Below are 22,585 nucleotides of genomic sequence, written 5' to 3'. Positions count from 1 at the left end.
AACTCGGGGAGAGAACCATGACCTTTGGACGCCGAACCTTCCTCGCCGGCGCGGGCGCCCTGGCCGCTTCCACCGCCCTCGCCTCACCGACCAAGCCGCGCCGCATCATCGACGTGCACATGCACGCCTATCCGGCTGCGACGGTCTTCGACGACCCGATCGTCAATCCGATCACCGGCAAGAAGAGCCCGATCCGCACCGGCGCCGACCACATGGAGGCGTGCATCGCCGAGATGAAGCGCCGCAACGTGGTCATGGGCGTGGTCAGCGGCGGCGACGGCGACCGGCTGAAGGCGGCTGCCGACTGGCATGACCGCGACCCGGCCCGCTTCATCGCCGGCGCCGGCGTGCGCGGCTCGGACGATACGCCGCTGCCGCCGCTGGACGTCCTGCGCAAGGCCTTCGCCGACGGCAGCATCAAGGTGCTGGGCGAGGTCACCTCGCAATATGCCGGCCTGCCGCTGGGCGATCCCAAGTACGAGCCCTACCTGGCGCTGGCCGAAGAGTTCGACATTCCCGTGGCCCTGCACACCGGCTCGATGCCCGGCGGAACCACCTTCGACGCCTGCTGCCGCACGGCCCGCGCCCGACTGGGCAATCCGGAATATGTCGAGGAGGCGCTGAACCGGCATCCCAAGCTGCGTCTGAACCTGATGCACGGCGGCTGGCCCTATCTGGAGCAGACCATCGCCATCCTGATGCTGTATCCGAACGTCAATCTGGACACCGGCGCCCTGGCCTGGCTGCTGCCGCGTCCGGCCTTCCACGGCATCCTGCGCCAGCTGGTCGAGGCGGGGCACGGCAAGCGGATCATGTTCGGCTCGGACCACATGTTCTGGCCCGACGCCATTGGCCTGTCGATCGACGCGGTCGAGAGCGCAACCTTCCTCACCGAGGATCAGAAGCAGGACATCTTCTTCAACAACGCAGCCAGGTTCTACAGACTCCCGATCGCGTAATTTCGCCCCGTGCCACCGCTGACACGCAAAAGAAAAGCCCGGCCAAAACGACCGGGCTGAAAGTTTATAGGGAGGAAACGCCCAGGAAGGGCAGAGGCGCTCGGCGCCTCACGGGATCCTGATAGCGCTACCATCTGTGTGGATGCAAGCGATTCCTGCATTGGCGCGGCGACCTGCCGCACTTTGATCGCTCGCGACGCTTTACGAGGCGGCTGAGAGGTCATACCAATGTTACCGCTACCGACACCAAGTCGGAGCGGGAGAAAACGCCGATGAAGATGCTCGTGCGGCCTGCGTTGATCGCCGCTGGTCTGGCCTTTGTTCTGGCCCTGCCCGCCTCTGCCGAGACCCAGCGCTGGGTCGGCAGTTGGGCCAGCGCCCAGATGGCGCCGGACGCCAAGAACAGCCTCGCGCCCGAGGACTACCCCAACGCCACCCTGCGCCAGGTGGTCCGCCTGTCGATCGGCGGCGACAAGATCCGCGTGCGGCTGTCAAACGCCTTCGGGACCCAGCCCCTGACCATCAAGGCCGCGCGCGTGGCGGTCTCGGCCGCCCTGAACAGCGCCCGCATCGACCCGGCCACCGACCGCGCCCTGACCTTCTCGGGCCGGACCGAGGTGACCATCCCCGCCGGCGCCGACTACTGGTCCGATCCGGTGGCGCTGAAGGTCACGCCGCTGACCAGCCTGGCCATCAGCCTGCACTATCCGGCCGCCCCCAGCGTCCAGACCGGCCACCCCGGCTCGCGGGCGACCTCGTACATCCTAGCCGGCGACCACACGGCCGACGCCGACCTGCCGGGCGCCAAGACCGCCGACCGCTGGTTCCAGATCTCCAGCGTCGACGTCGTGTCGCAGAAGGCCGGCGCGATCGTCGCGTTCGGCGACAGCATCACCGACGGCTACGGCGTTCAGCCCAACACCAACCTGCGCTGGACCGACGGCCTGCTGGAGCGCCTCAAGGGTAAGAACCTGGGCATTCTCAATCTCGGCATCGGCGGCAACCGCGTGCTGCTGGATGGCCTGGGCCCCAACGCCCTGGCGCGGTTCGAGCGCGATGTCCTCAGCCAAGCGGGCGTCACCCACGTGATCCTGCTGGAAGGCGTCAACGACCTGGGGACCCTGACCCGCGAGGCGCCCGCCACGCCCGAGGCCCACAAGGCCCTGGTCGAGCAGGTCATCGCCGCCTATCGCCAGATGATCGAGCGCGCCCACGCCCGGGGGATCAAGGTGATCGGCGCGACCATCCTGCCCTATTCCGGCTCGGCCTATTACCACCCCGGCCCCGAAAGCGAGGCCGACCGTCAGGCGATCAACGCTTTCATCCGCGGGCCGGGAAACTTCGACGGCGTCATCGACTGGGACAAGGCCCTGCGCGATCCGGCCCGACCGACCTACCTGCTAAAGGCCTATGACAATGACGGCCTTCACCCCAATCTGGACGGCTACAAGGCCATGGCGGACGCGATTCCGCTGAGCCTGTTCGAGACGGCCAAGACCAAGAAATAATCCGATCTCCCCGGCGAAAGCCGGGGCCCAGATCCATCCGGGGAGTCAGACGTGTTCGCGCCCAAGACCTCAGCCAAATCCGCCCACGCTCCTGGCTCGACCTGGATCCCGGCTTTCGCCGGGAAAATCGGCGTTGGGTTGACCCTCGCCCTGGTCGCCACCACGGCTCACGCCGCCGACAAGCCCGTCATCGCCTTCACCTGGGACGACCTGCCCGCCCACGCGGCCATGCCGCCAGGCGCAACCCGCACCCAGATCGCCACCGACCTGCTGAAGGCATCGGCCGAGGCCAAGGCGCCGGCGTTCGGCTTCATCAACGGCGTCCAGACCGAGCGCGAGCCCGGCTCCGACGCGGCCCTGAAGCTGTGGCGCGAGGCCGGGCAGCCGCTGGGCAACCACGGCTGGTCGCACCAGAACCTGGCCAGCCTGACGCCCGAACAGTTCGCGGACGAGGCCGCCAAGAACGAGCCGATGCTCAAGGATCTGATGGCCGGCCAGGACTGGCGCTGGCTGCGCTTCCCGTTCCTGTCGGAAGGCGACACGCCCGAAAAGCGCCTGGCTGTCCGCGCCTGGCTGGCGGCCAACCAGTACAAGATCGCCAGCGTCACCATGAGCTTTAGCGACTGGGCCTTCAGCGATCCCTATGCCCGCTGCGTCGCCAAGAACGACCAGGCCGCCATCGCGCAACTCGAGAAGATCTATCTGGAAGGCGCGGCGGCCGTCGCCGATCGCTCGCGGGCCATGGCCAAGACCCTGTACGGCCAGGACATTCCCTACGTCCTGCTGATGCACGGCGGCGCCTTCGAGGCCCGCATGGCCACGCGCCTGTTCAAGCTCTATCAGGATAAGGGCTACGGCTTCACCACACTGGAAAAGGCCGAGAGCCACCCGTTCTACAAGACCGATGTCGATCCCAGCCTGCCGCCTCAGCCGACGACGCTGGAGGACGCCTTGAAGGCCAAGGGCCTGCCGGTTCCGGCCGATCCGATGGACCTGGCGACGGTGCAGGGGATGTGTCGCTAAGCCCGTTGCAGCGCTGAAACACATTCCCTGCTGACAACGGCGACGCTCCCGCATAGCGTCCCGCGCCATGAAAAGCCCCTCGCTCACGGCGCTCGCGGCCGTCCTCGCCCTGTCCACCCCGGCTATGGCGGAAAAACTGACCCCGGAACGGGTTTTCGCCGATCCCAGCCTGTCGGGTCCGACGGCCAAGGGCGTGGCCCTGTCGCCGGACGGCAAGCGCGTCACCTATCTGAAGGCCAAGCCCGAAGCGGCCAACGTCCAGGACCTGTGGGCCGCCGACGTGAAGGGCGGCGAGCCCTATCGCCTGATCGACAGCGCCGCCCTGTCCTCGGGCGCCAAGGAGCTGTCGGAAGCCGAGAAGGCCCGCCGCGAACGCGCCCGCGTCTCGGCCCGCGGCATCGTCGAATACAGCTGGGACAAACAGGGCCGCTTCATTCTCGTCCCGTTGGACGGCGACCTCTATCTGGACAGCGTCGCCGACGGCAAGGTCACCCGCCTGACGGAAACGCCGGGCGATGAGGTCGACGCCAAGGTCTCGCCCAAGGGCGGCTACGTCTCGTACGTTCGCGACCAGAACCTCTACATCAAGCCGCTCAACGGCGGGGCCGAAACGGCCCTGACCACCGAAGGCAAGGACACCCTGTCATTCGGCGTCGCCGAGTTCGTGGTGCAGGAAGAGCTGGACCGCTTCACCGGCTACTGGTGGAGCCCGGACGAGAGCCGCATCGTTTACACTCGCGTCGACGAGAGCACCGTCGACGTCGTGCCGCGCGCCGACATCGGTCCGGGCGGGGCCACCGTGGTCGAGCAGCGCTATCCGCGCGCCGGCCGTCCCAACGCCGTGGTCGAGCTCTTCGTCCGCGACCTCGCCTCGGGCCAGGTGCGCAAGCTGGATTTGGGCGCCAATAAGGACATCTACCTGGCCCGCGTCGACTGGTCGGCCGACGGCAAGACCGTCTACGCCCAGCGCCTGTCGCGCGACCAGAAGACCATCGACCTGATCGCCTTCGACGCCGCCACCGGCGCGGCCAAGACGCTCGTCACCGACACCGACGCCCACTGGGTCGAGGCCCGCGACGACTTCTACCCCTTGAAGGACGGCAGCTTCCTGTGGTCGTCGGAGAAGGACGGCAACACCCACCTCTATCGTTACGCCGCCGACGGCAAGCAGATCGCCCAGATCACCAAGGGCGACTGGCCGGTGGCCGGGCTGGAAGGCGTCGACGAAGCCCGCCAGGTGGCGATCTTCGCCGCCTCGATCGACACGCCGCTGGAGCGCCGCCTGTACGAGGTGTCCTACGCCAAGCCGGGCAAGCCCAAGGCCTTGACCTCGGCCGGCGGCTGGTGGTCGGCCAAGGTGGCCGCCAGCGGCGGCGCCTTCGCCGGCACCTACGAGGATCCCAAGACCCCGCCGCAAACCGCGCTCTACGACAACACCGGCAAGCGCGTGCGCTGGATCGAGGAAAACAAGCTGGCCGAGGGTCACCCCTACTGGCCCTACGCCTCGACCCTGCCGGTTCCGGAATACGGCTCGCTGAAGGCCGCCGACGGCGAGACCCTGTATTACGAGATCCTCAAGCCGCAGAACTTCGACGCCAGCAAGAAGTACCCGGCCCTGCTGGCGGTCTATGGCGGTCCACACGCCCAGCAGGTCAAGCGCACCTGGCAGAGCGTGTCCGAGCGCACCTATCTGGAAGCCGGCTATGTCGTCTTCCGCATCGACAACCGCGGCAGCGGCAGCCGCTCGGCCAAGTTCATGCGCGCCCTGGATCGCAACCTGGGCACGGTCGAGGTCGAGGACCAGCTGCTGGGGGCCAAGTTCCTGGCCGGCCTGCCTTATGTCGACGCCGACAAGATGGGCGTGATGGGGTGGTCGTACGGCGGCTTCATGACCCTGATGCTGCTGACCGCCGACAACACTCCGTTAAAGGCTGGCGCGGCGGGCGCCCCGCCGACCGAATGGGGCCTGTACGACACGGCCTACACCGAGCGCTACATGGGCAAGCCGGACGAGAACAAGGCCGGCTACGCCTATTCGGACGTCAACACCCGCATCGGCAAGCTGGCGCCCGGCAGCCTGCTGCTGCTGCACGGCATGGCCGACGACAACGTCATCTTCGAGAACAGCACCCGGCTGATGTCGGCCCTGCAGGCCAAGGCCATCCCGTTCGAGATGGCGCTCTACCCCGGCGAGCGTCACAGCGCGCCGCGCAGCAAGACCAAGGGCCTCAGCGTGCTGAAGAAGCACCTGGAGTTCTTCGATCGCAAACTGAAGGGCCAGTAGGCCTTTGCGCGCCGTCCGCGTCGTTCAGGACGCGGACGGCCTGCGACACCCTGCCCGCCCCCATTGACCTTATGTCGCAGGGTGCTCGGGCCGGGTACAGCTTATGGTTATCGGCGCTGGTTCAGGAAAAACGCGCCATGACCAAGACCACCGAAGCCGCCGTCGAATGGCTGATCGAGACTGTCAAGGTCGCGCTCGAGGAAGGGCGCGCCACCGAGACCGAGCTCGAAGAGTGGCTGCTGGCCGCCATCCTGCTGGAAGAAATGGCCATCGAAGAACAGCACGACGACCAGGAAGCCCGCACGTTCGGCGCCTGGTTCGCGACGGCTAGCGGGACGATCCACTAGGCGTCTCAGGTTCCCTCTCTCATAGAGGGAGGGAGGAACCCGCCGCCAAAGGCGGTGGGAGGGTGAGAGGTTTCACCGCTAGCCGGAAGACCCAAAGCCTCCCGCGACAGGGCAGCGGCCCCATTTGCTTCCATCAGAATTCCATCCTGAGAGACTGTAACCTCTCACCCTCCCACGCTGCGCGTGGGCCCCTCCCTCTCTCTATGAGAGAGGGCCCGCGAAGGTCGCTTGACTTCCGTAGCGAAAGAAAACGAACTTTCGCTACCATGACCCGCTACACCGAACTCGTCGCCGCCATCGCCGCCACCGACACCGGCTTTTCGGCCCATGTCTCCGACGACTGGAAGCAGGGCCGCACCACCTATGGCGGCCTCAGCGCGGCGCTGTGCGTCGAGGCCGCTCGGCGGGCGTTCCCCGAGGCGCCGCCGCTGCGCTCGGCCCAGTTCGCCTTCGTTGGTCCGGCGGCCGGCGAGCTGTCGATGCAGGTGCGGACGCTACGCCAGGGCAAGTCGACCCTGTTCGCCAGCGTCGACCTGATCGGCGAGCAGGGCGTGGCCACTCACGGGACCCTGACCTTCGGCGCGGGCCGCGAGTCGCACATTCCGGCCTATGCCGACGTCCCCTGCCCCGCCGTCGCGCCGCCGGACGCATGCGAGCCGTTCCACAAGGGCGACACCAGCCAGGCGCCCAGCTTCATCCGCCAGTTCGACTTCCGCGTCGCCGGCGGCGGACGGCCGGGCACCGGCGAGCCGCCGGAATATCTGCTGTGGATCCGTCACCGCGACGCGGCGGCGACCTCGCTGTCGGCCCTGATCGCCCTGGGCGACGCCCCGCCGCCGCCAGCCATGACGCTGTTCCAGAAGTTCGGCCCGATCTCGACCATGACCTGGGCCTTGGACATCGTGGGTCTGCCGGGGGAAGACGACGACGGCTGGCGCCTGCTGCGCAGCGAGTCCGAAACCATCGCCGAGGGGTATTCGACCCAGGAGATGCACCTGTGGGACAGCCGTGGCCGTCCGCTGATCCTGGCGCGGCAGAACGTGGCGATCTTCGTCTAGGCGCGCACGAACATGCTCGCCACCTCTTGGCGAGTGCGGAATTTTGCCCTCATCCTCCCTGCCGTTCGGCCGCCCCCAGAGTCGCGGCCGCGTTCGGGGAAACGCTTATGACCAAGATCGCCTGCCTGGCTGGCGCGGCCGCTATTGCACTGCTCGCCGCCGGGGCTGCTCATGCCCAAAGTTCGGAAGAGGCCACCAAGGCCTATCTGGCGGTCATCAAGGACAAGAACCCCGTCCTGAACGCGGTCATCGCCACCAATCCCAACGCCCTGGCCGACGCCAAGGCCCTGGACGCCGAGCGCAAGGCCGGCAAGCTCCGCTCCCCGCTGCACGGCGTGCCGATCCTCTTGAAAGATAATGTCGAAAGCGCCGATCCCCTGGCCACCACCGCCGGCTCGCTGGCGCTGAAAGACAATGTCACCGGCCGCGACGCGCCCATCGCCAAGCGCCTGCGCGACGCCGGCCTGGTCATGCTGGGCAAGGCCAACCTGTCGGAATGGGCCAATATCCGCTCGTCCAAGTCGATCAGCGGCTGGAGCGCGGTGGGCGGCACGGTGCGCAACCCCTACGTCCTGGACCGCAGCGCCTGCGGCTCGTCCAGCGGCTCGGGTTCGGCGGTGGCGGCGGGCCTGGCGCCCCTGGCCATCGGCACCGAGACCGACGGCTCGATCACCTGCCCCGCGGCGATCAACGGCCTGGTGGGCCTGAAACCGACCGTCGGCCTGGTCTCGCGCACCCACATCGTGCCGATCAGCCACAGCCAGGACACCGCCGGCCCGATGACCACCACGGTCGAGGACGCCGCCAAGGTGCTGACCGTCATCGCCGGCAGCGATCCCGCCGATCCCGCGACCAAGGAGGCCGACGCCCGCAAGACCGACTACGCCGCCGGCCTGTCCAAGGACACGCTGAAAGGCGTCAAGCTGGCCGTGGCGCGGTTCTACACCGGCTATTCGCCCAAGCTGGACGTGGTGTTCGAGAGGGCCCTGAAGGAGCTGCAGGCCCAGGGCGCGATCCTGGTCGACGTGAAGGACTTCGACGAGGGCCCGATCGGCAAGGCCGAGGGCACGGTGCTCTATACCGAGCTGAAGGCCGACATGGCCGCCTACCTGGCCTCGACCGACCCGAAGAAGGTGCCTAGCCGCACGCTGGCCGACCTGATCGCCTTTAACAAGGCCACGCCCAAGGAGTTCGAGTGGTTCGGCCAGGAGAGCTTCGAACGGGCCGAGAAGACCAAGGGCCTGACCGATCCCGACTACCTGAAGGCCCTGGCCGATTCCAAGCGGCTGGCGGGTCCGGAAGGGATCGACAAGATCCTGAAGGACACCGGCGCGGTCGCCATCGTCGCGCCGACCACCGGCCCGGCCTGGACCATCGATCCGCTGAACGGAGACAACTATGGCGGCTCGTCGACCACCCTGCCCGCCGTAGCCGGCTATCCGCACCTGACCGTGCCGATGGGCGACGTCACCGGCCTGCCGGTGGGCCTGTCCTTCATTGGTCCGGCCTGGAGCGAGAAGCTGCTGCTGAACCTGGGCTACGCCTATGAGCAGGCCACGCACCACCGCAAGCCGCCGAAGTTCCTGAAGACAATCGCGCCGTAGACGGTTTTCAACTCCCCACCCAAACACCGCCTTCCTCGCCCTTGTGGCGAGGACCCATGGTGGAGCCAGGTGCGGCGGTCTCCAGAGTGCTCCGCAGGCGTGAAGGATCGCCTGGTGCAAGGCGGCGGAACCATGGGCCCTGGGCACAAGGCCCAGGGAGGCGGATTTTGAGGGGGTGACAACCCTTCTCTTCTTGCCCAGCTTTCGTCATATTACGCTTGTAATTGACGAAGCATAACAGGTTAGGGAGATCGACCATGATCCGTCGCAGTCTTCGCTTCACCGGCGTCAGTATCCTGTCCCTGGCCATGGTCGGCGCGACGCCGGTCTCGGCTCTGCCCGCACCCGGCGACGGGGTGGTCACGCCGCAGGCCTGCGCGGCCCTGGGCTTCGCCGCCGCCCAGCCGCGTGAAGACGCCAGGGTTCCCAAATACGCCCCCAGTCGCGCGCTGACTCAGTTCGAGATGAGGGCCCAGGGCGCGCCACCTCCGCCGGCCCCGCCGCCTCCCCCGCCGCCGCTGCCGATCCCGCCAGTGCAGTCGAACTACGCCGCCGCGCCCGCCATCATCAGCGCCTCGCCGCATGTGCCTACGACGATGGACACCGAGCGCTACCCCGGCGCGGCCGCCAATCCGGTCAAGCGCGTCGCCGAGGAGCCGGTCTCGACCTTCTCGATCGATGTCGACACGGCCGCCTACGCCAACACCCGTCGCTTCCTGAACGACGGCAGCGCCCCGCCGCGCGACGCCATCCGGGTCGAGGAGCTGGTGAACTATTTCGACTACGGCTACGCCCGCCCGGCCAGCGCCGAGACGCCCTTCCGGGCCACCGTGGCCGTCGCGCCCTCACCGTGGTCGAAGGAGCGCCAGATCCTGCATATCGGCCTGCAAGGCTATGAGACGCCGCGCACCGACGCCCCGCCGCTGAACCTGGTGTTCCTGGTCGACACCTCCGGCTCCATGTGGGACCCCGACCGCCTGCCCCTGGCCCAGAAGGCGCTGAACGTGCTGATCGACCAGCTGCGACCGCAAGACCGGGTCTCGATGGTCGCCTATGCCGGCTCGGCCGGCGCGGTGCTGTCGCCCACCGACGGCCGCTCCAAGCTGAAGATGCGCTGCGCCCTGGGCGCGCTGCAGGCGGGCGGCTCCACGGCCGGCGGCCAGGGGCTGGAACTGGCCTACGCCCTGGCCAAGCAGAACTTCGCCAAGGGCTCGGTCAACCGGGTGATCCTGGTCACCGACGGCGACTTCAATGTCGGCATTTCCGACCCGACGCGGCTGAAGGACTTCGTCGCCGACCAGCGCAAGAGCGGCGTCTACCTGTCGGTCTACGGCTTTGGCCGGGGCAACTACAACGACACGATGATGCAGGCCCTGGCCCAGAACGGTAACGGCGTGGCGGCCTATGTCGACACCCTGAACGAGGCCCGCAAGCTGCTGCGCGACGACTTCCAGGCCAGCCTCTTCCCCATCGCCGACGACGTGAAGATCCAGGTCGAGTTCAATCCCGCCCGCGTCGCCGAATACCGCCTGATCGGCTACGAGACGCGCCTGCTGAACCGCGAGGACTTCAACAACGACCAGGTCGACGCCGGCGAGGTCGGCTCGGGGGCGTCGGTAACGGCGCTGTACGAGATCACCCCGGTCGGCGCTCGGCCGTCGTCGGATCCGCTGCGGTATGGCGAGCAGACGCCGGCGCCGGTCGCCAGCGGCGAACTGGCCTTCCTGAAGGTGCGTTACAAGCCGCCGGGCGGCACGGTGTCGAAGCTGATCGAGCGTCCGATCGGCAAGGCGGACAGCTATGCCAGCCTCTCGGCCGCGCCGGAGTCCACGCGGTTCGCGGTGGCGGTCGCCGCTTACGGCCAAAAGCTGCGCGGCGATCCGTGGGTGGCTGACGGCTTCGACTGGCCGGCCGTCACGGCGTTGGCCCGAGGCGCGCGCGGTGAAGACCCCGACGGCCTGCGGGCGGAGTTCGTGCAGCTGACCAAGGCGGCGCGGGACGTGAAGGCGCGATGATTCCTCATGCACTGCCCCCGCCAAGTGAACCCAACTTCGCTTTCCTAGGCCTTGTGCCTAGGACCCATGGGTCGGCTTGGTGGGGACGTTCCAGAGAGGCTCCGTCAGCGCAGGCGATCACCCGGCCGGCCCAAGGATCCCGGAACGATGGGTCCTAGGCACAAGGCCTAGGAAGGCAAACTGAGGAAAGCGGGTATCCGGCCTACGGAATCCGCGGCCGGATCGTGTCGATCGGCGGCGGGGGCGGCGTCACCTTGTTGGGGTTCGGCGCCGAGGGCGGCGGTGGGCCGATCGGGCCGTGATACGGCGGATAGGGCTGGGCGCAGGCCGCCAGGGCGACGGCGGCCAGGCTCAGGACCAGCAGCGGCCTCAGCATCGCGGATCGCGGCCAGGCGCACCACCGCCCAGGCCCAGACCCGAACGGAAGCAGCGGTTCTCGTAGCGCGGATCCCAGATCTCGGTGCGGCCGTCGCTGCGGGTGAACTGATAGCGCTCGCCACGATCGTCGCGACCCGACAGGCTGACCTGGCCCGGACGGTCCGAGGTGACGCTGTAGGACTCGCGGGTGATGCCATCGACCGCGCAGGACGAGACCAGGCCTGGACGGCTGAGATCGCCGGTCAGGCCCGCGGCCGAGCCGGTCTGGGCGTTGTAGGCCGCCACGTCCGTGCTACCGCCACGCCCGCCGCCGACGAACACCTGGGTGCCCGTGGTGCTGTCATAGGTCATGATGTCCGGCGCCTGGCCGGTGATCGGCGCGCCGCAGATGTCGCGGCGCTTGGGGCCGCCCTGCCCCGGCTGAGCCGAGGCGTGGGCCGCGACCAGGGTCGAGGCGAGGATGACGGCGGCGGTCAGGCCGCGAACCAGCTTGCTCATTTGGGGGCTCCCCCTTTCTGCAGCGTCTCGTACGGGCGCGGACCGCCGGCGAGGCCAGCCGCGGCGGCGTCGTCAGCCAGTTCCGGCGGCGGGTTGGATGCTGCCATCGGCGGCGCGGCGCCGATCGAGTCGGCGGGCCAATAGGTGTCGTAGTCCAGGCGGGCGCGGTCTCGCTGGGTGCGATAGAGCTCCGGCGCCTCGAACCACGGACGGCAGGTCAGCTCGCCATCGAAGAAGCCACTGACCAGGGCCTTGCAGCCTTCCGGACGGGCATAGATGCGGTTGTCGACAGCGCGGATCTGGCCGCCGGCGTCGGCATAGATGCCCGAGCGCATGACGCCGACGATCTTGTTGTGGCTGGCATAGGCGACGCCCGAGGCGACGTAGAGGCCGACATCGACCGCTTCCAGCTCGCCGTCATTGAGGCGCAGGTTGGCGTTCTCGACCGTCACGGCCCAGTCGCTGTCGCGGACCACGGGACGCAGCAGGGTCGTCTCGTCGCCGCCGCCGATATAGACGCCGCGCGAGAAGCCATCGACGTACAGGCTGTCGATGGTCACCAGCTGCTGGCGGTTCATGCCGCTGAGCACGAAGCCGGCCGAGTTGCGAGTGCGCGACGAGCCGGTCCAGTCGCCCAGGCGGACGATGCGGATGTCGCGCAGACGGCTGTCGCCCGCGGTCTCGAAGGCGCCGCCGATGGCGGTGGCGGCGATCTCGACGTTCGAGGCCATGATCGTGCCGGTGGCCTTGACCACCGCCGAGCGGGTGCGGCCGATGAACACGGCGTTGGACAGCTCGATCCGGCTGTCGCCGATGTCGAAGGCCGAGGCGTCGCCGTCATAGCGGACCGTGACATCCTTCAGGGCGATCTCGGTGGCGCGGCCGACGATGCACGAGGCCAAACCGCCGCGACGCGACTCGATGCCCAGGCCTTCCAGCACCACGAACTGCACGCCCGGCGCGATCTTGATGCAGGGCTGGTCGGCCGGGGCCACCAGGATCGGACGGCCCGGACCCGGCGTATAGTTGCGCACCACGATCGTCACCGACTGGGTGATGTTCAGCGACTCGACGCAGGCCCCGCCCTGGCTGGACGTCAGGGTGATGGTGTCGCCGTCATAGAGGCGCGCCAGCGTGTCCGACACCTGGCCCGGATAGGCGTAGTCGCAGTTGATCTCGCGCGAGACGTAACCGCCGCCGCCAGGACCATCGCCGCCGCCGTTGCTGATCGCACAGCGACCGCTGCGCGTGCGGTAGTACCCGCGCGGGCAAGGCTTGGGCTTGGCGTAGCGGACCTTGCAGCCGTGCGAGAGGTTCGGCTGGATCAGCAGGCCGAAGCACGGGCGGATCTGCTGGTCGATCTTGGCGTCGGGCGAGGCGAAGGCGGCCTCGGGGGCGGCGGCCGCCACGCCCAGGATCAGGGCGGCCCAAAGCGCCATCAGGCGGCTGAGGCGCAGCATCTAGAAGTCCCTTTCGCTGTACGGGCGACCACGATCGGCCGCGGGCCGGGGTGGACGCGAAACCTGGGCCAGCAGCTGTTGCAGGCGGTAGGCCGACGGCTTGAAGCCCGAGAGAGCCCCGTCCAGCTGGTAAACCACCGCCTTGGCGCGGTCCTGGTCGGCCACGCCCTGCAGGCCCAGGGAGAAGAAGGTCGACATGGCGTACTTGGCCTCGGCCGACCCCTGGCGCTCGGCTTCCGAGTACCAGTGATAGGCGCGAGCGTAGTCGCGCGGCACGCCCACGCCTTCGGAGTACATCACCGCCAAGACGAGCTGAGCCTTGGACGAGCCGTTGACCGCCGCGTACTGTATGGCCCGCACCTTCTCGATCGCGGCCAGGCGACCGGTGGCGGGACGGCCCAGCATGCTCTGCAGGGTCTGGGCGTCGTTCACGGTCAGCAGCTTCTCGTCCAGCATCGGCGCCGGGATGACCCGCAGATAGGTCAGGGCCTCGGCCACGTGAACGAAGGGCAGTTCGTTGATCCGGCTGAGGGCGGCCTCGCGGGCCTCGCCCGACAGGTCCGACTCGTCGGAATGCGGCACGCCCGAGTCGGGCGATTCCGGCGGATAGAACTCGTAGGTCGGGATCCAGCGCTTGGCCTTGGTCTCGACGAACGAGCCGTAGGACGCGCGCTGCGGCGAGGACCGCTCGAAGTCCTTCAGCATCACATAGGCCGACACGTCGCCGGTCTGCACCGCCAGGTAGTTGTAGAGATAGGCGTCGACGTCGTTGCGGCGGAACAGGTCCAGGGCCGCCGGCGCGCCGGGCTGGCTGGGCTTGCCGTAGGCCTCGATGGCCTGGAGGTTGTCCGAAGGCTCGCCATACGGGCCGAAATAGCCGTCGTGGATGCGCGCCAGGGTGCGGAAGCCGTCCGCGCCCTGCGCCGACAGCACGTAGATCACCCGGTTGCGGACCTTCTCGCGCTCTTCGGTCGACATGCGCGACAGCAGGCGGTCGAGCGCGCCATAGGCGCTGCGGCGCTCGAAGGCGCGGCAGTCGTCGAAGCGCGAGACGGCGCGTGATTCCTTGCCGCGACGCTCATAGGCCGCGATCGGCGCGTAGCCGCCCGAGTTGGACAGGGCCATGGCGTACCAGACGGCCGCCTCGACCGGGTCCTCCAGATTCTTGTCGACCGCGCGCTGGCCTTCGTAGCGACGCGCCAGCTCCAGCTGCGCGAAGAAGTCGCCGCGGAAGCCGCCCTGGCGCAGGGCGCGGATCTCTTGCTGCTGCTGATTGAACTGGCCCGAAACGCCTTGCGCCGCCTGCGGGCGCGGGCACGCGCTGGCGCGCTTGTGGAACCAGAAGCTCGGGCCTGTGTCGCAACCAACGAGGGGAATCACCACCGCCGCCACGATCGCGCCCACGGGGGCGCGACGCAGCCAGACGGAACGACTGGCGTAAGCACGCCCAGCCGCTTCGCGGAGCATCGCAAGGCGCGCAAAAGCGTCGCCGGCCTGCCGCATGAATCCCCCTTCAGCCCAGCCCGTTAACCATAAAACAACGATCTCTCATGTGCCCCGGAACGGGCACTGTCAAGGTCAGCTCAACCCAACCGGGGATGAAGTCATTGTCACGACAGTCGAGGTTCGCTCGACAGGCGAATTTCCGGAATTTCCCGTCATTTCGCAGACGTCGGAACATCTTGAGAGATGCGTCGAGAAGCCGACAGCTACACCAGGCAGCCGCCGGCTCGATCATAGCGGAGCTAGACGAAGATTCGACGAAATCAGGCCGACTAGCGACCGGTCGGCATGTCCTTGAACGGCACGTCCTTATCGACCCGCACATCGCCCGGCAGGCCCAGGACCCGCTCGGCGATGATGTTCTTGAGGATTTCGTCCGTGCCGCCGGCGATGCGCAGGCCCGGGGCCCACATCAGGCTCTGCTGGAACGCCGCCTCGGCGGGCGCCGTCTCGGGATCGGAGAGGATGCCGTACTGGTCCTCCATCTCGACAGCGGTGTTGGCCAGGTCCTGCAGCTGGTTGGCCGAGATGATCTTGCCGATCGAGCTCTCGGGTCCTGGCGTCTGCCCCCGCGACAGGGCGGTCATGGTGCGGAAGCGGGTGAACTTCAGCCCCTCGGACTGGACGTACCAGTCGGCCAGCTTCTCGCGGAACGCTTGGTCCTTCAGCGCCGGCCCCGTCGCGCCGCTGAGCTCACGCGCCAGCTTCATGATCTCGCGATAGTTCGGACCGGCCGAGCCACCCACGGCCAGGCGCTCGTTCATCAGGGTTACGAGGGCGACCTGCCACCCCTGCCCCACTTCACCCAGGCGCTGGCTGTCCTTGACCCGCAGGTCGGTGAAATAGACCTCGTTGAACTCGCGACCGCCCGACATCTGGTGGATCGGCCGGCACTCGACGGCGGCGTCGCGCATGTCGATCCAGAACATGGTGAGCCCTTTGTGCTTGGGCACATCGGGATCGGTCCGGGTCAGCAGGATGCCGTAGTCGCAATAGTGAGCGCCGGTGGTCCAGACCTTCTGGCCGTTGATCACCCACTCATCGCCGTCCTTCACGGCGCGCGTCCGCAAGGCCGCGACGTCCGAGCCGCCGGCCGGTTCGGAGAACAGCTGGCACCAGATCTCCTCGCCCTTCACGGCGGGCGAGACGAAGCGCTTCTTGGTGTCGCCGTCGGCGAAGGCCATGACCGTGGGCACGCACATGCCCAGCCCAATCGTGAAGTAGCCGTAGCCCAGACCCGCCTTGCCCTCTTCCTGGCCGAAGATCACCGACTGGATCGGCGTGCCGCCGCCCCCGCCGATGGCCGCGGGCCAGGTAATGCAGGCATAGCCGGCGGCGGCCTTGGTCGCCTGCCAGTCCTTGGCGGCGGCCATGTGCTCGGGCGTGTTGGGTTTGAGCTCACCGAACTTGGCGCGGTGCGCGGCGGCGTTTTCGGCGAGCCAGGCGCGGGCCTTTTCGCGGTAGGCGGCTTCTTCGGGGGAGTCGTTGAAATCCATCTCTGGTCTCCTTCCTTCTCCCCTTGCGGGAGAAGGTGTCGCCAACGGCGACGGATGAGGGGTTGAAAGGCCGGTCCGGAAAGGTCTGCGAGACCCCTCACCCGGCCCTTCGGGCCACACTCTCCCGCATGGGGAGAGGGAAACTAGGCCGCGTTCTTTCTCTCAAGCTCTCCGACCAGCCGCTCCTTCCAGACCTTGGGCGCGCCGGCGACCAGGCTGAGCTGCCGCGAACGGCGGTAGTAGAGATGGCAGTCGACGTCCCAGGTGAAGCCCATGCCGCCGTGCACCTGGATGCTTTCCTTGCTGGCGAACCAGAAGGCCTCCGAGGCCGCGATCCGCGCCGCCGAGGCCGCGATCGGCAGCTCGGGCGCGTCGTCGTTCAGCGCCCAGGCGCCGTAATAGGCATTGGAACGGGCGACCTCGTTCTTGACGTACATGTCGGCCAGCTTGTGCTTGATCGCCTGATAGCCGGCGATGACGCGACCGAACGCGTAGCGGCCCAGGGCGTATTCCTTGGCCATCTCCAGGCAGCGATCGGCGCCGCCCAGCTGTTCGAAGGCCAGCAGCACGGCCGCGCGATCCAGGATGGCCTGGACGATGTCGAAACCGGCGCCGGCCTCACCCACCCGCTCGGCGACCGCGCCGTCGAAGGTGAGCTTGGCCACGCCCCGCGTGGGATCCAGGCTCTTGAGCGTTTCGCGCTTCACGCCGGCCTGCTTCAGGTCGACCAGGAACAGCCCCGGCCGGCCGCCGTCGCTGGCCAGCACCAGGGCCACGTCGGCGACGTCGCCGTCCGTGACCGGGATCTTGGTCCCGGTGAGCTTGCCGCCCTCAACCCGGCTTTGCAGCGTGTTGGGGCCGACCACGCCCGGACCTTCCGAGGTCGCCAGGGCCCCGATCAGCTCGCCGGCGGCGATGCGCGGCAGGATCGCGGCCTTCTGGCCGTCGGTCCCGAAGGCCATGACGCCCTCGGCCAGGAAATAGACGGTGGAGGCGAACGGGATCGGCGCGACGGCCCGGCCCAACTCCTCGGCGATGGCGCACAGCTCGACGCGGCCCAGGCCCAGACCGCCATGCTCCTCGGGGATCGACGCCCCCAACCAGCCCTGCTCGGCCACGCCTTTCCAGAGCTTGTCGTCGAACGAGCGGTCGGCGTTGTCCAAGACGCCCCGCACGACGGCCACGTCGCAGTGGGCGGCGAGGAACTTGCGCGCCTCGTCCTTCAGGAACTTCTGGTCGTCGGAATAGTCGAAATCCACGGGCGTTCTCCCTGGATCAGGCTCTGGCGGCCGATCTCGGAGCTCACACTGAACGACGTTCACGCGAAGGGAAAGATTGACCCGGCGTCAAGAATTTCAGGTTCTTATGCTGGCCTTTAGCAAGCGTTCGGACGTTATCTCACGGCATGGCCAAGACCGTCTTCCAGAAGAACCAGAGGGTATGGGTCGAGAGCGTCGGCTGCTGGGCGACGGTCGACAAGATCGTGCCCATCTGGGCCAAGGGCTTCGACGAGCCGGTGCGGGTCACCTATGACGTCGGCCTGAACCGCGAATTCCAGGCCCACGAGCTGAAGGCCGAGGACAAGGTCGACCCGCAGGAAGGCGGCCAGACTTCGAACTGGCGCGTGCTGCGAGCCCGCAACAAGTGGCAGCAGGAGGGCGACTGCGCCCATCACCCCTACCCTGGCACCTATCCGGTGGTGGTCACCGACGCCCAGGACTGGGGCGGCTGGCGCACGCCGGGGGCCGAGTACGACCGCGACCCGCACAAGATGGAATACCAGGCCCGCCTGATCGCCAGCGCGCCGCGCCTGCACGCCATCGCCCGCGAGCTTCTGACCCTGGTCTCGGACAATCCCGAGGACGCCCCGCCGGCCCTGACCGGCCTGGCCCAGAAGATCGTGGCGATCGAGCGCTACCTGCAGGAAGCGCCAGCGGCCGGTCCCGCGGTCGACTAGAACCGTCGTCCGAAACCCACCGACGCCACCAGCGGGTCCAGCTTGACCTTGGACTTCAGCGCGCCGCCGTTGATGCTGGCGTCGGTGTCGAACCACACCTTCTTGACGTCGATGTTGAGGTTGTAGGCGGCATTGATCGGGATGTCGGCGCCAGCCTGCAGGGCGTAGCCAAAGCCGTTGTCCAGATCGACGGAGAAGCCGTTCTTGTCCCTGCCGCTATAAAACAGCATGTAGTTCAGCCCCGCCCCGACATAGGGGCTGAAGCGCGCGCCCGGCAGCGGGTGGTATTGCAGCGAGACGACCGGCGGCAGGACCCAGGTCTTGTGAACCGCGACGTCGGTCCCCGCCCCGACGGCCTTCACCGTGTGCTGGGTGGTCCCGGCGATCACCTCTACGGCCAGCTTGTCCGTCAGAAAGTAGCTGAGGCCGATGGTCGGTTTGATATCGTCCTTGACGTCGGCCTTCAGGCCCGTGGCCGCGCCGGCGGCGGTGACGATCGGGTCGCCGGCGTTCGGCGCGACGTCGGTGAGGCGCACGTTCAGGACGATGTCGCCCTTGGCCTTCGGCGTGATCTGCTGCGCCAGGGCGGGCGTCGCGCCCATACCGGCCACAACGGTCAGGGCCAGGAAAAGCTTGGTGGTCATCGGTATCCCCTTTCGACCTTTGCTGTCGAAAAGGGGTGTGCGCCTGTGCTCGGGCCCGCTCGTTGACCCGGCTCAAAAGACCACAATAATTTTGTGGCTACTGCGTCGCTACGTCCGGCTTGGCCTTGAAGTTCCCCTTCTTCCAGGCCTGCCAAAGCACCACCACCGCCGTCAGGGTGCCGACCACCATGGCCGGCAGCGAGGCCTCGGGACCGAAGGCGCCGCCGCTCAGGAACTCGGGCGCGCCGGGCTTGGGCTTGCTGACCAGCCAGCTCTCGATCACCGGGATGCCCGAGACCGAAGCGCCCCAGACCCAGCCTTGCGTGAAGTTCCAGGCCGCGTGGACGCCGATCGACATCCACAGGCGTCCGGTCAGCAGGTAGAAACCGGCCAGCATCAGGCCCGCCTCGATGGCGATGGCCGCCGCCGCGACTGGGCTGGCATTGGGATTGGCCAGGTGCAGCGCCCCGAACAGCGCCGCCTGCAGCACCAGGGCCGGCCAGATCCCGAACGCCCGCATCAGCAGGCGCAGGACGATGGCCCGCATCAGCAGTTCCTCCATCACCCCGGACTCGACCGCCATGGCGATCGTGCCCCAGGCCGAGGCCGGGCGCGGACCGCTGATCTCGTAGACGCCCAGCGCGTAAAGCCCGGCCACCGCCGCGCTCAGCATGGCGGCGCCGACCACGAGGCCGATGACCAGCTCGGCCGGCGCCTCGCGCAGGTTCAGCTCCTGCGGCCATCGCCCCTCGGCCAGCCAGACGACGACGCCGTAGAGCCCCATGCCCGCCACGCAGATCGCCGTGACCTCCAGCACTTCCAAGAGATGGCCGCCGTTCTTGAACAGCGGATTGCCGACGGCCTGCGCGCCCGCATAGACGAGGCTGAAGACGATGAAAAGCAGCACCATCCAGGCGCTCGCCCGCAGCCAGCGCAGCGGCCCAGGATGCAGGAACCGTCTGCGCCCCACTTCCAGCCCCAGCCCTGTTTCAAGCTCCGACATGCGCTGGCTCCCCCGCTGCTTCGGGCCGCAACCAGTCAATAATTCGACCTTGGCCGCAAGGTCCTCTCGCGAAGGTCGTCCCAGGGGACTAAGTAGGACGTATGCGCACCGACACGCCCCAGCCCGTCCGCCTGGCGGACTACCGCCCGTTCCCGTTCGCCATCGAGACCACCCGCCTGATCTTCGACCTGCACCCGTCGCAGACGCGAGTGAAGGCCGAGCTGGCCGTGCGTCGCAGCGGCGCGAAAGGCGAGCCCCTGGTGCTGGACGGCGAGCGTCTGAAGCTGCTGTCGATCGCCATCGACGGCCAGGCCCTGAGCGCCAACCAGTACACGACCGATCCCGAGCGGTTGACGATCCACGAGGTCCCCGACCAGTTCGTGCTGACCACCGAGGTCGAGATCGATCCGTCGGCCAACAAGGCGCTGATGGGTCTCTACATGTCGGGCGGCCGTTTCTGCACCCAGTGCGAGGCCGAGGGCTTCCGCACCATCACCTACTTCCCCGACCGCCCCGACGTGCTGAGCCGCTACAGCGTGCGCATCGAGGCCGACCGCAAGTTCACGCACCTGCTGAGCAACGGCAACCTGATCGACAGCGGCCCCGTGGGCGAGCGGTTCTACGCCGAGTGGGAGGACCCCTTCCCCAAGCCCTGCTACCTGTTCGCCCTGGTGGCCGGCCACCTGGACGTGCTGATCGACAAGTTCGTCACCGTGAGCGGCCGCGAGGTGACCCTGAAGGTCTTCGTCGACCCGGGCCAGGCCTCGCGCGCGGCCTATGCGCTGGACAGCCTGAAGCGGGCCATGAAGTGGGACGAGCAGGTGTTCGGCCGCGAATACGACCTCGATCTCTTCATGATCGTGGCCGTGCGCGACTTCAATTTCGGGGCCATGGAGAACAAGGGGCTGAACATCTTCAACAGCTCCCTGCTGCTGGCCGATCCGCAGACCGCCACCGACATGGACTACGAGCGCATCGAGGCGGTCGTGGCGCACGAGTACTTCCACAACTGGACCGGCAACCGCATCACCTGCCGTGACTGGTTCCAGCTGTGCCTGAAGGAAGGCTTCACGGTCTTCCGCGACCAGAGCTTCAGCGCCGACATGCGCGGCGCGGCAGTGCAGCGGATCAAGGACGTGCGCGCGCTGCGCGCCCGCCAGTTCGCCGAGGACGCCGGTCCCCTGGCCCATCCGGTGCGGCCGTCCAGCTATCTGAAGATCGACAACTTCTACACCGCGACGATCTACGAGAAGGGCTCGGAGATCATCCGGATGCTGAAGACCATCCTGGGCGCGGCGGCGTTCCGGAAGGGCAGCGACCTCTATTTCCAGCGCCACGACGGCCAGGCGACCACGGTCGAGGCCTTCATCGCCTGCTTCGCCGAAGCCTCGGGTCGCGACCTGTCGGACTTCTTCGGCTGGTACGAGCAGGCCGGCACGCCGTCGGTCACCATCGACACCGCCTATGACGCGGCCGCCAAGGCCCTGACCCTGACGATCGCCCAGTCCACCGCCCCGACGCCGGGCCAGCCGACCAAGAAACCGCTGCCGATCCCGATCGCCATCGGCCTGCTGTCGGCCGACGGCGCCGTGCTGCGCGACACCGAGGTCGTGCTGCTGGACAAGGCGACCATGACCGTCCGCTGGGACGGCGTGGACAGCACGCCCGTCCTGTCGGCGCTGCGCGGCTTCTCGGCCCCGGTGAACCTGTCGACCGACGCGCGGCCCTCCGACCGCTACGTGCTGTTCGGCGCCGATCCCGACCTCTTCAATCGTTGGGAAGCCGGCCAGACCCTGGCCCGCGACCTGATCCTGGCCCGCGCCGCCGGGACGCCCGACGAGGTCGGCGAGGAGCGCTACGCCGAGGCCCTGGGCCAGGCGCTGGTCGATGACGCCGCCGAGCCGGCCTTCAAGGCGCTGCTGCTGGCCCTGCCGTCCGAACCCGACCTGGCGCTGATGTCCGAGCCCGCCGATCCGGCCGCCCTGCACGAGGCCCGCAACCATCTGCGCGCGCGCATCGCCGTCCATCTGGGCGACCTGCTGCGCCGCCTGCATGGCGAGATGCAGAGCCAGGGCGAGTTCTCCGACAGCGCCCAGGCCGCCGGCCGCCGCGCCCTTCGCAACGCCTGCGCTGAAGCCTTGGCCGCCGATCCGCACGACGACAACCTGATGCGCCTGGTCGGCCACTTCGAGGCCGCCCGCAACATGACCGACATGATCGGCGGCCTGTATCCGCTGGTCGCCAGCGGCGGCGTGGCGCGCGACAAGGCCCTGGCCAGCTTCCACTACGCCTGGAACACCGAGCCGCTGGTGCTGGACAAGTGGTTCTCGGTGCAGGGCCGCGACCCGAATGCCGACGCCCTGGAGCGCATCGTCGGCCTGACCCAGCATCCGGACTTCGAGCCGACCAACCCCAACCGCCTGCGGGCCCTGGTCTCGACCTTCGCCAACTTCAACCCGGCGCGGTTCCACGATCCCAGCGGCGCGGGATACCGGTTCCTGGCCGACCAGGTCCTGGCAGTCGATGGCTTCAACCCGATGACCGCCGCGCGCCTCGTCGAGCCCCTGGGCGGCTGGCGTCGCTACGGTCCGGAGCTGGGCAAGCTGATGCGCGAGCAGCTGGAGCGGATCGCGGCCCATCCGGACCTGTCCAAGAACGTGCTGGAGCTGGCGACCAAGGCCTTGGCCTGAAACAGCTTTTCACGAGTCGCAGCCTCCAGGGTTGCGACCAATGGGCTCACAAGCACGGAATCCGCCTTTCCGGCGGTGACGCGGTCACGGCGCGTACGGTAGATTCACCATCTTGGCGAAGTGACTCGCCGCGTGAATCCAGGAGCCGGGCGGTTTGG

The 22,585-nt window shown here is 68.1% G+C and carries 16 protein-coding genes and 2 pseudogenes; 10 read left to right on the top strand and 8 right to left on the bottom strand.

From position 1 onward, the window contains the following. Positions 1-17 precede the first annotated feature (17 nt). The 8 genes and pseudogenes from J7528_RS18775 (at position 18) to J7528_RS18740 (ending at position 10,798) form a co-directional block, all read left to right on the top strand. Positions 18-959 (top strand): amidohydrolase family protein, encoded by a 942-nt coding sequence (locus tag J7528_RS18775; RefSeq protein WP_291877510.1) that lies wholly within the window; start codon positions 18-20, stop codon positions 957-959. A gap of 272 nt (positions 960-1,231) precedes the next feature. After that, positions 1,232-2,467, top strand: a complete 1,236-nt coding sequence (locus J7528_RS18770; RefSeq protein WP_291877508.1) for an SGNH/GDSL hydrolase family protein — start codon at positions 1,232-1,234, stop codon at positions 2,465-2,467. A gap of 138 nt (positions 2,468-2,605) precedes the next feature. Beyond that, complete coding sequence (locus J7528_RS18765; protein WP_291877506.1) at positions 2,606-3,490, top strand: polysaccharide deacetylase family protein; 885 nt, start codon at positions 2,606-2,608, stop codon at positions 3,488-3,490. Positions 3,491-3,557: 67 nt separating this feature from the next. Next, complete coding sequence (locus J7528_RS18760; protein ID WP_291877503.1) at positions 3,558-5,774, top strand: S9 family peptidase; 2,217 nt, start codon at positions 3,558-3,560, stop codon at positions 5,772-5,774. 137 nt (positions 5,775-5,911) lie between these two features. Continuing rightward, complete coding sequence (locus J7528_RS18755) at positions 5,912-6,121, top strand: hypothetical protein (protein WP_291877500.1); 210 nt, start codon at positions 5,912-5,914, stop codon at positions 6,119-6,121. A gap of 266 nt (positions 6,122-6,387) precedes the next feature. Next, a complete protein-coding gene (locus tag J7528_RS18750) occupies positions 6,388-7,179 on the top strand; it encodes a thioesterase family protein (RefSeq protein ID WP_291877497.1) in 792 nt (263 codons plus the stop codon). 12 nt (positions 7,180-7,191) lie between these two features. Next, positions 7,192-8,783, top strand: a pseudogene (locus tag J7528_RS18745) (amidase). 257 nt (positions 8,784-9,040) lie between these two features. After that, the gene (locus J7528_RS18740) at positions 9,041-10,798 is read left to right on the top strand and encodes a VWA domain-containing protein (RefSeq protein WP_291877494.1); all 1,758 of its coding nucleotides are present in this window, start codon (positions 9,041-9,043) and stop codon (positions 10,796-10,798) included. 202 nt (positions 10,799-11,000) lie between these two features. Here the strand turns inward: J7528_RS18740 and J7528_RS18735 are convergent, their stop codons facing one another. The 6 genes and pseudogenes from J7528_RS18735 to J7528_RS18710 form a co-directional block, all read right to left on the bottom strand. Beyond that, a complete protein-coding gene (locus J7528_RS18735; protein ID WP_291877492.1) occupies positions 11,001-11,174 on the bottom strand; it encodes a hypothetical protein in 174 nt (57 codons plus the stop codon). Continuing rightward, positions 11,168-11,674 (bottom strand): hypothetical protein, encoded by a 507-nt coding sequence (locus J7528_RS18730; protein ID WP_291877490.1) that lies wholly within the window; start codon positions 11,672-11,674, stop codon positions 11,168-11,170. Before J7528_RS18730 ends, J7528_RS18735 begins: the two co-directional genes overlap by 7 nt. 122 nt (positions 11,675-11,796) lie before the next feature. After that, positions 11,797-13,134, bottom strand: a pseudogene (locus J7528_RS18725) (hypothetical protein); the annotation flags it as partial. Beyond that, positions 13,135-14,637, bottom strand: a complete 1,503-nt coding sequence (locus J7528_RS18720) for a tetratricopeptide repeat protein (protein ID WP_291877488.1) — start codon at positions 14,635-14,637, stop codon at positions 13,135-13,137. A 272-nt stretch (positions 14,638-14,909) separates the two neighbouring features. Continuing rightward, entirely contained in the window at positions 14,910-16,133 is a 1,224-nt protein-coding gene (locus J7528_RS18715) for an acyl-CoA dehydrogenase family protein (RefSeq protein WP_291877486.1), read from the bottom strand. A gap of 143 nt (positions 16,134-16,276) precedes the next feature. Beyond that, positions 16,277-17,392: an acyl-CoA dehydrogenase family protein gene (locus J7528_RS18710; RefSeq protein WP_291877484.1), complete on the bottom strand. Its 1,116-nt coding sequence runs from the start codon at positions 17,390-17,392 to the stop codon at positions 16,277-16,279. Positions 17,393-17,538: 146 nt separating this feature from the next. Here J7528_RS18710 and J7528_RS18705 point away from each other — a divergent pair, with 146 nt between their 5' ends. Further along, complete coding sequence (locus J7528_RS18705) at positions 17,539-18,090, top strand: hypothetical protein (protein ID WP_291877483.1); 552 nt, start codon at positions 17,539-17,541, stop codon at positions 18,088-18,090. Here J7528_RS18705 and J7528_RS18700 read toward each other — a convergent pair. Beyond that, on the bottom strand, positions 18,087-18,734 hold the full coding sequence (locus J7528_RS18700; RefSeq protein ID WP_291877480.1) for an OmpW family outer membrane protein: 648 nt from the start codon (positions 18,732-18,734) through the stop codon (positions 18,087-18,089). The two genes, J7528_RS18705 and J7528_RS18700, sit on opposite strands and share 4 nt — an antisense overlap. A 97-nt stretch (positions 18,735-18,831) precedes the next feature. Next, positions 18,832-19,737 carry a type II CAAX endopeptidase family protein gene (locus J7528_RS18695; protein ID WP_291877477.1) on the bottom strand — a complete coding sequence of 302 codons (906 nt, stop codon included), beginning with the start codon at positions 19,735-19,737 and terminating at the stop codon, positions 18,832-18,834. A 101-nt stretch (positions 19,738-19,838) separates the two neighbouring features. Here J7528_RS18695 and pepN point away from each other — a divergent pair, with 101 nt between their 5' ends. After that, positions 19,839-22,427 (top strand): aminopeptidase N, encoded by a 2,589-nt coding sequence (pepN, locus tag J7528_RS18690; RefSeq protein ID WP_291877475.1) that lies wholly within the window; start codon positions 19,839-19,841, stop codon positions 22,425-22,427. Positions 22,428-22,585: the final 158 nt, after the last annotated feature.

Origin of the sequence: Caulobacter sp. (assembly GCF_017744445.1) — a bacterium.
Taxonomy (GTDB): Bacteria; Pseudomonadota; Alphaproteobacteria; order Caulobacterales; family Caulobacteraceae; genus Caulobacter.
This window is presented reverse-complemented; position numbering and strand designations above follow the sequence as displayed.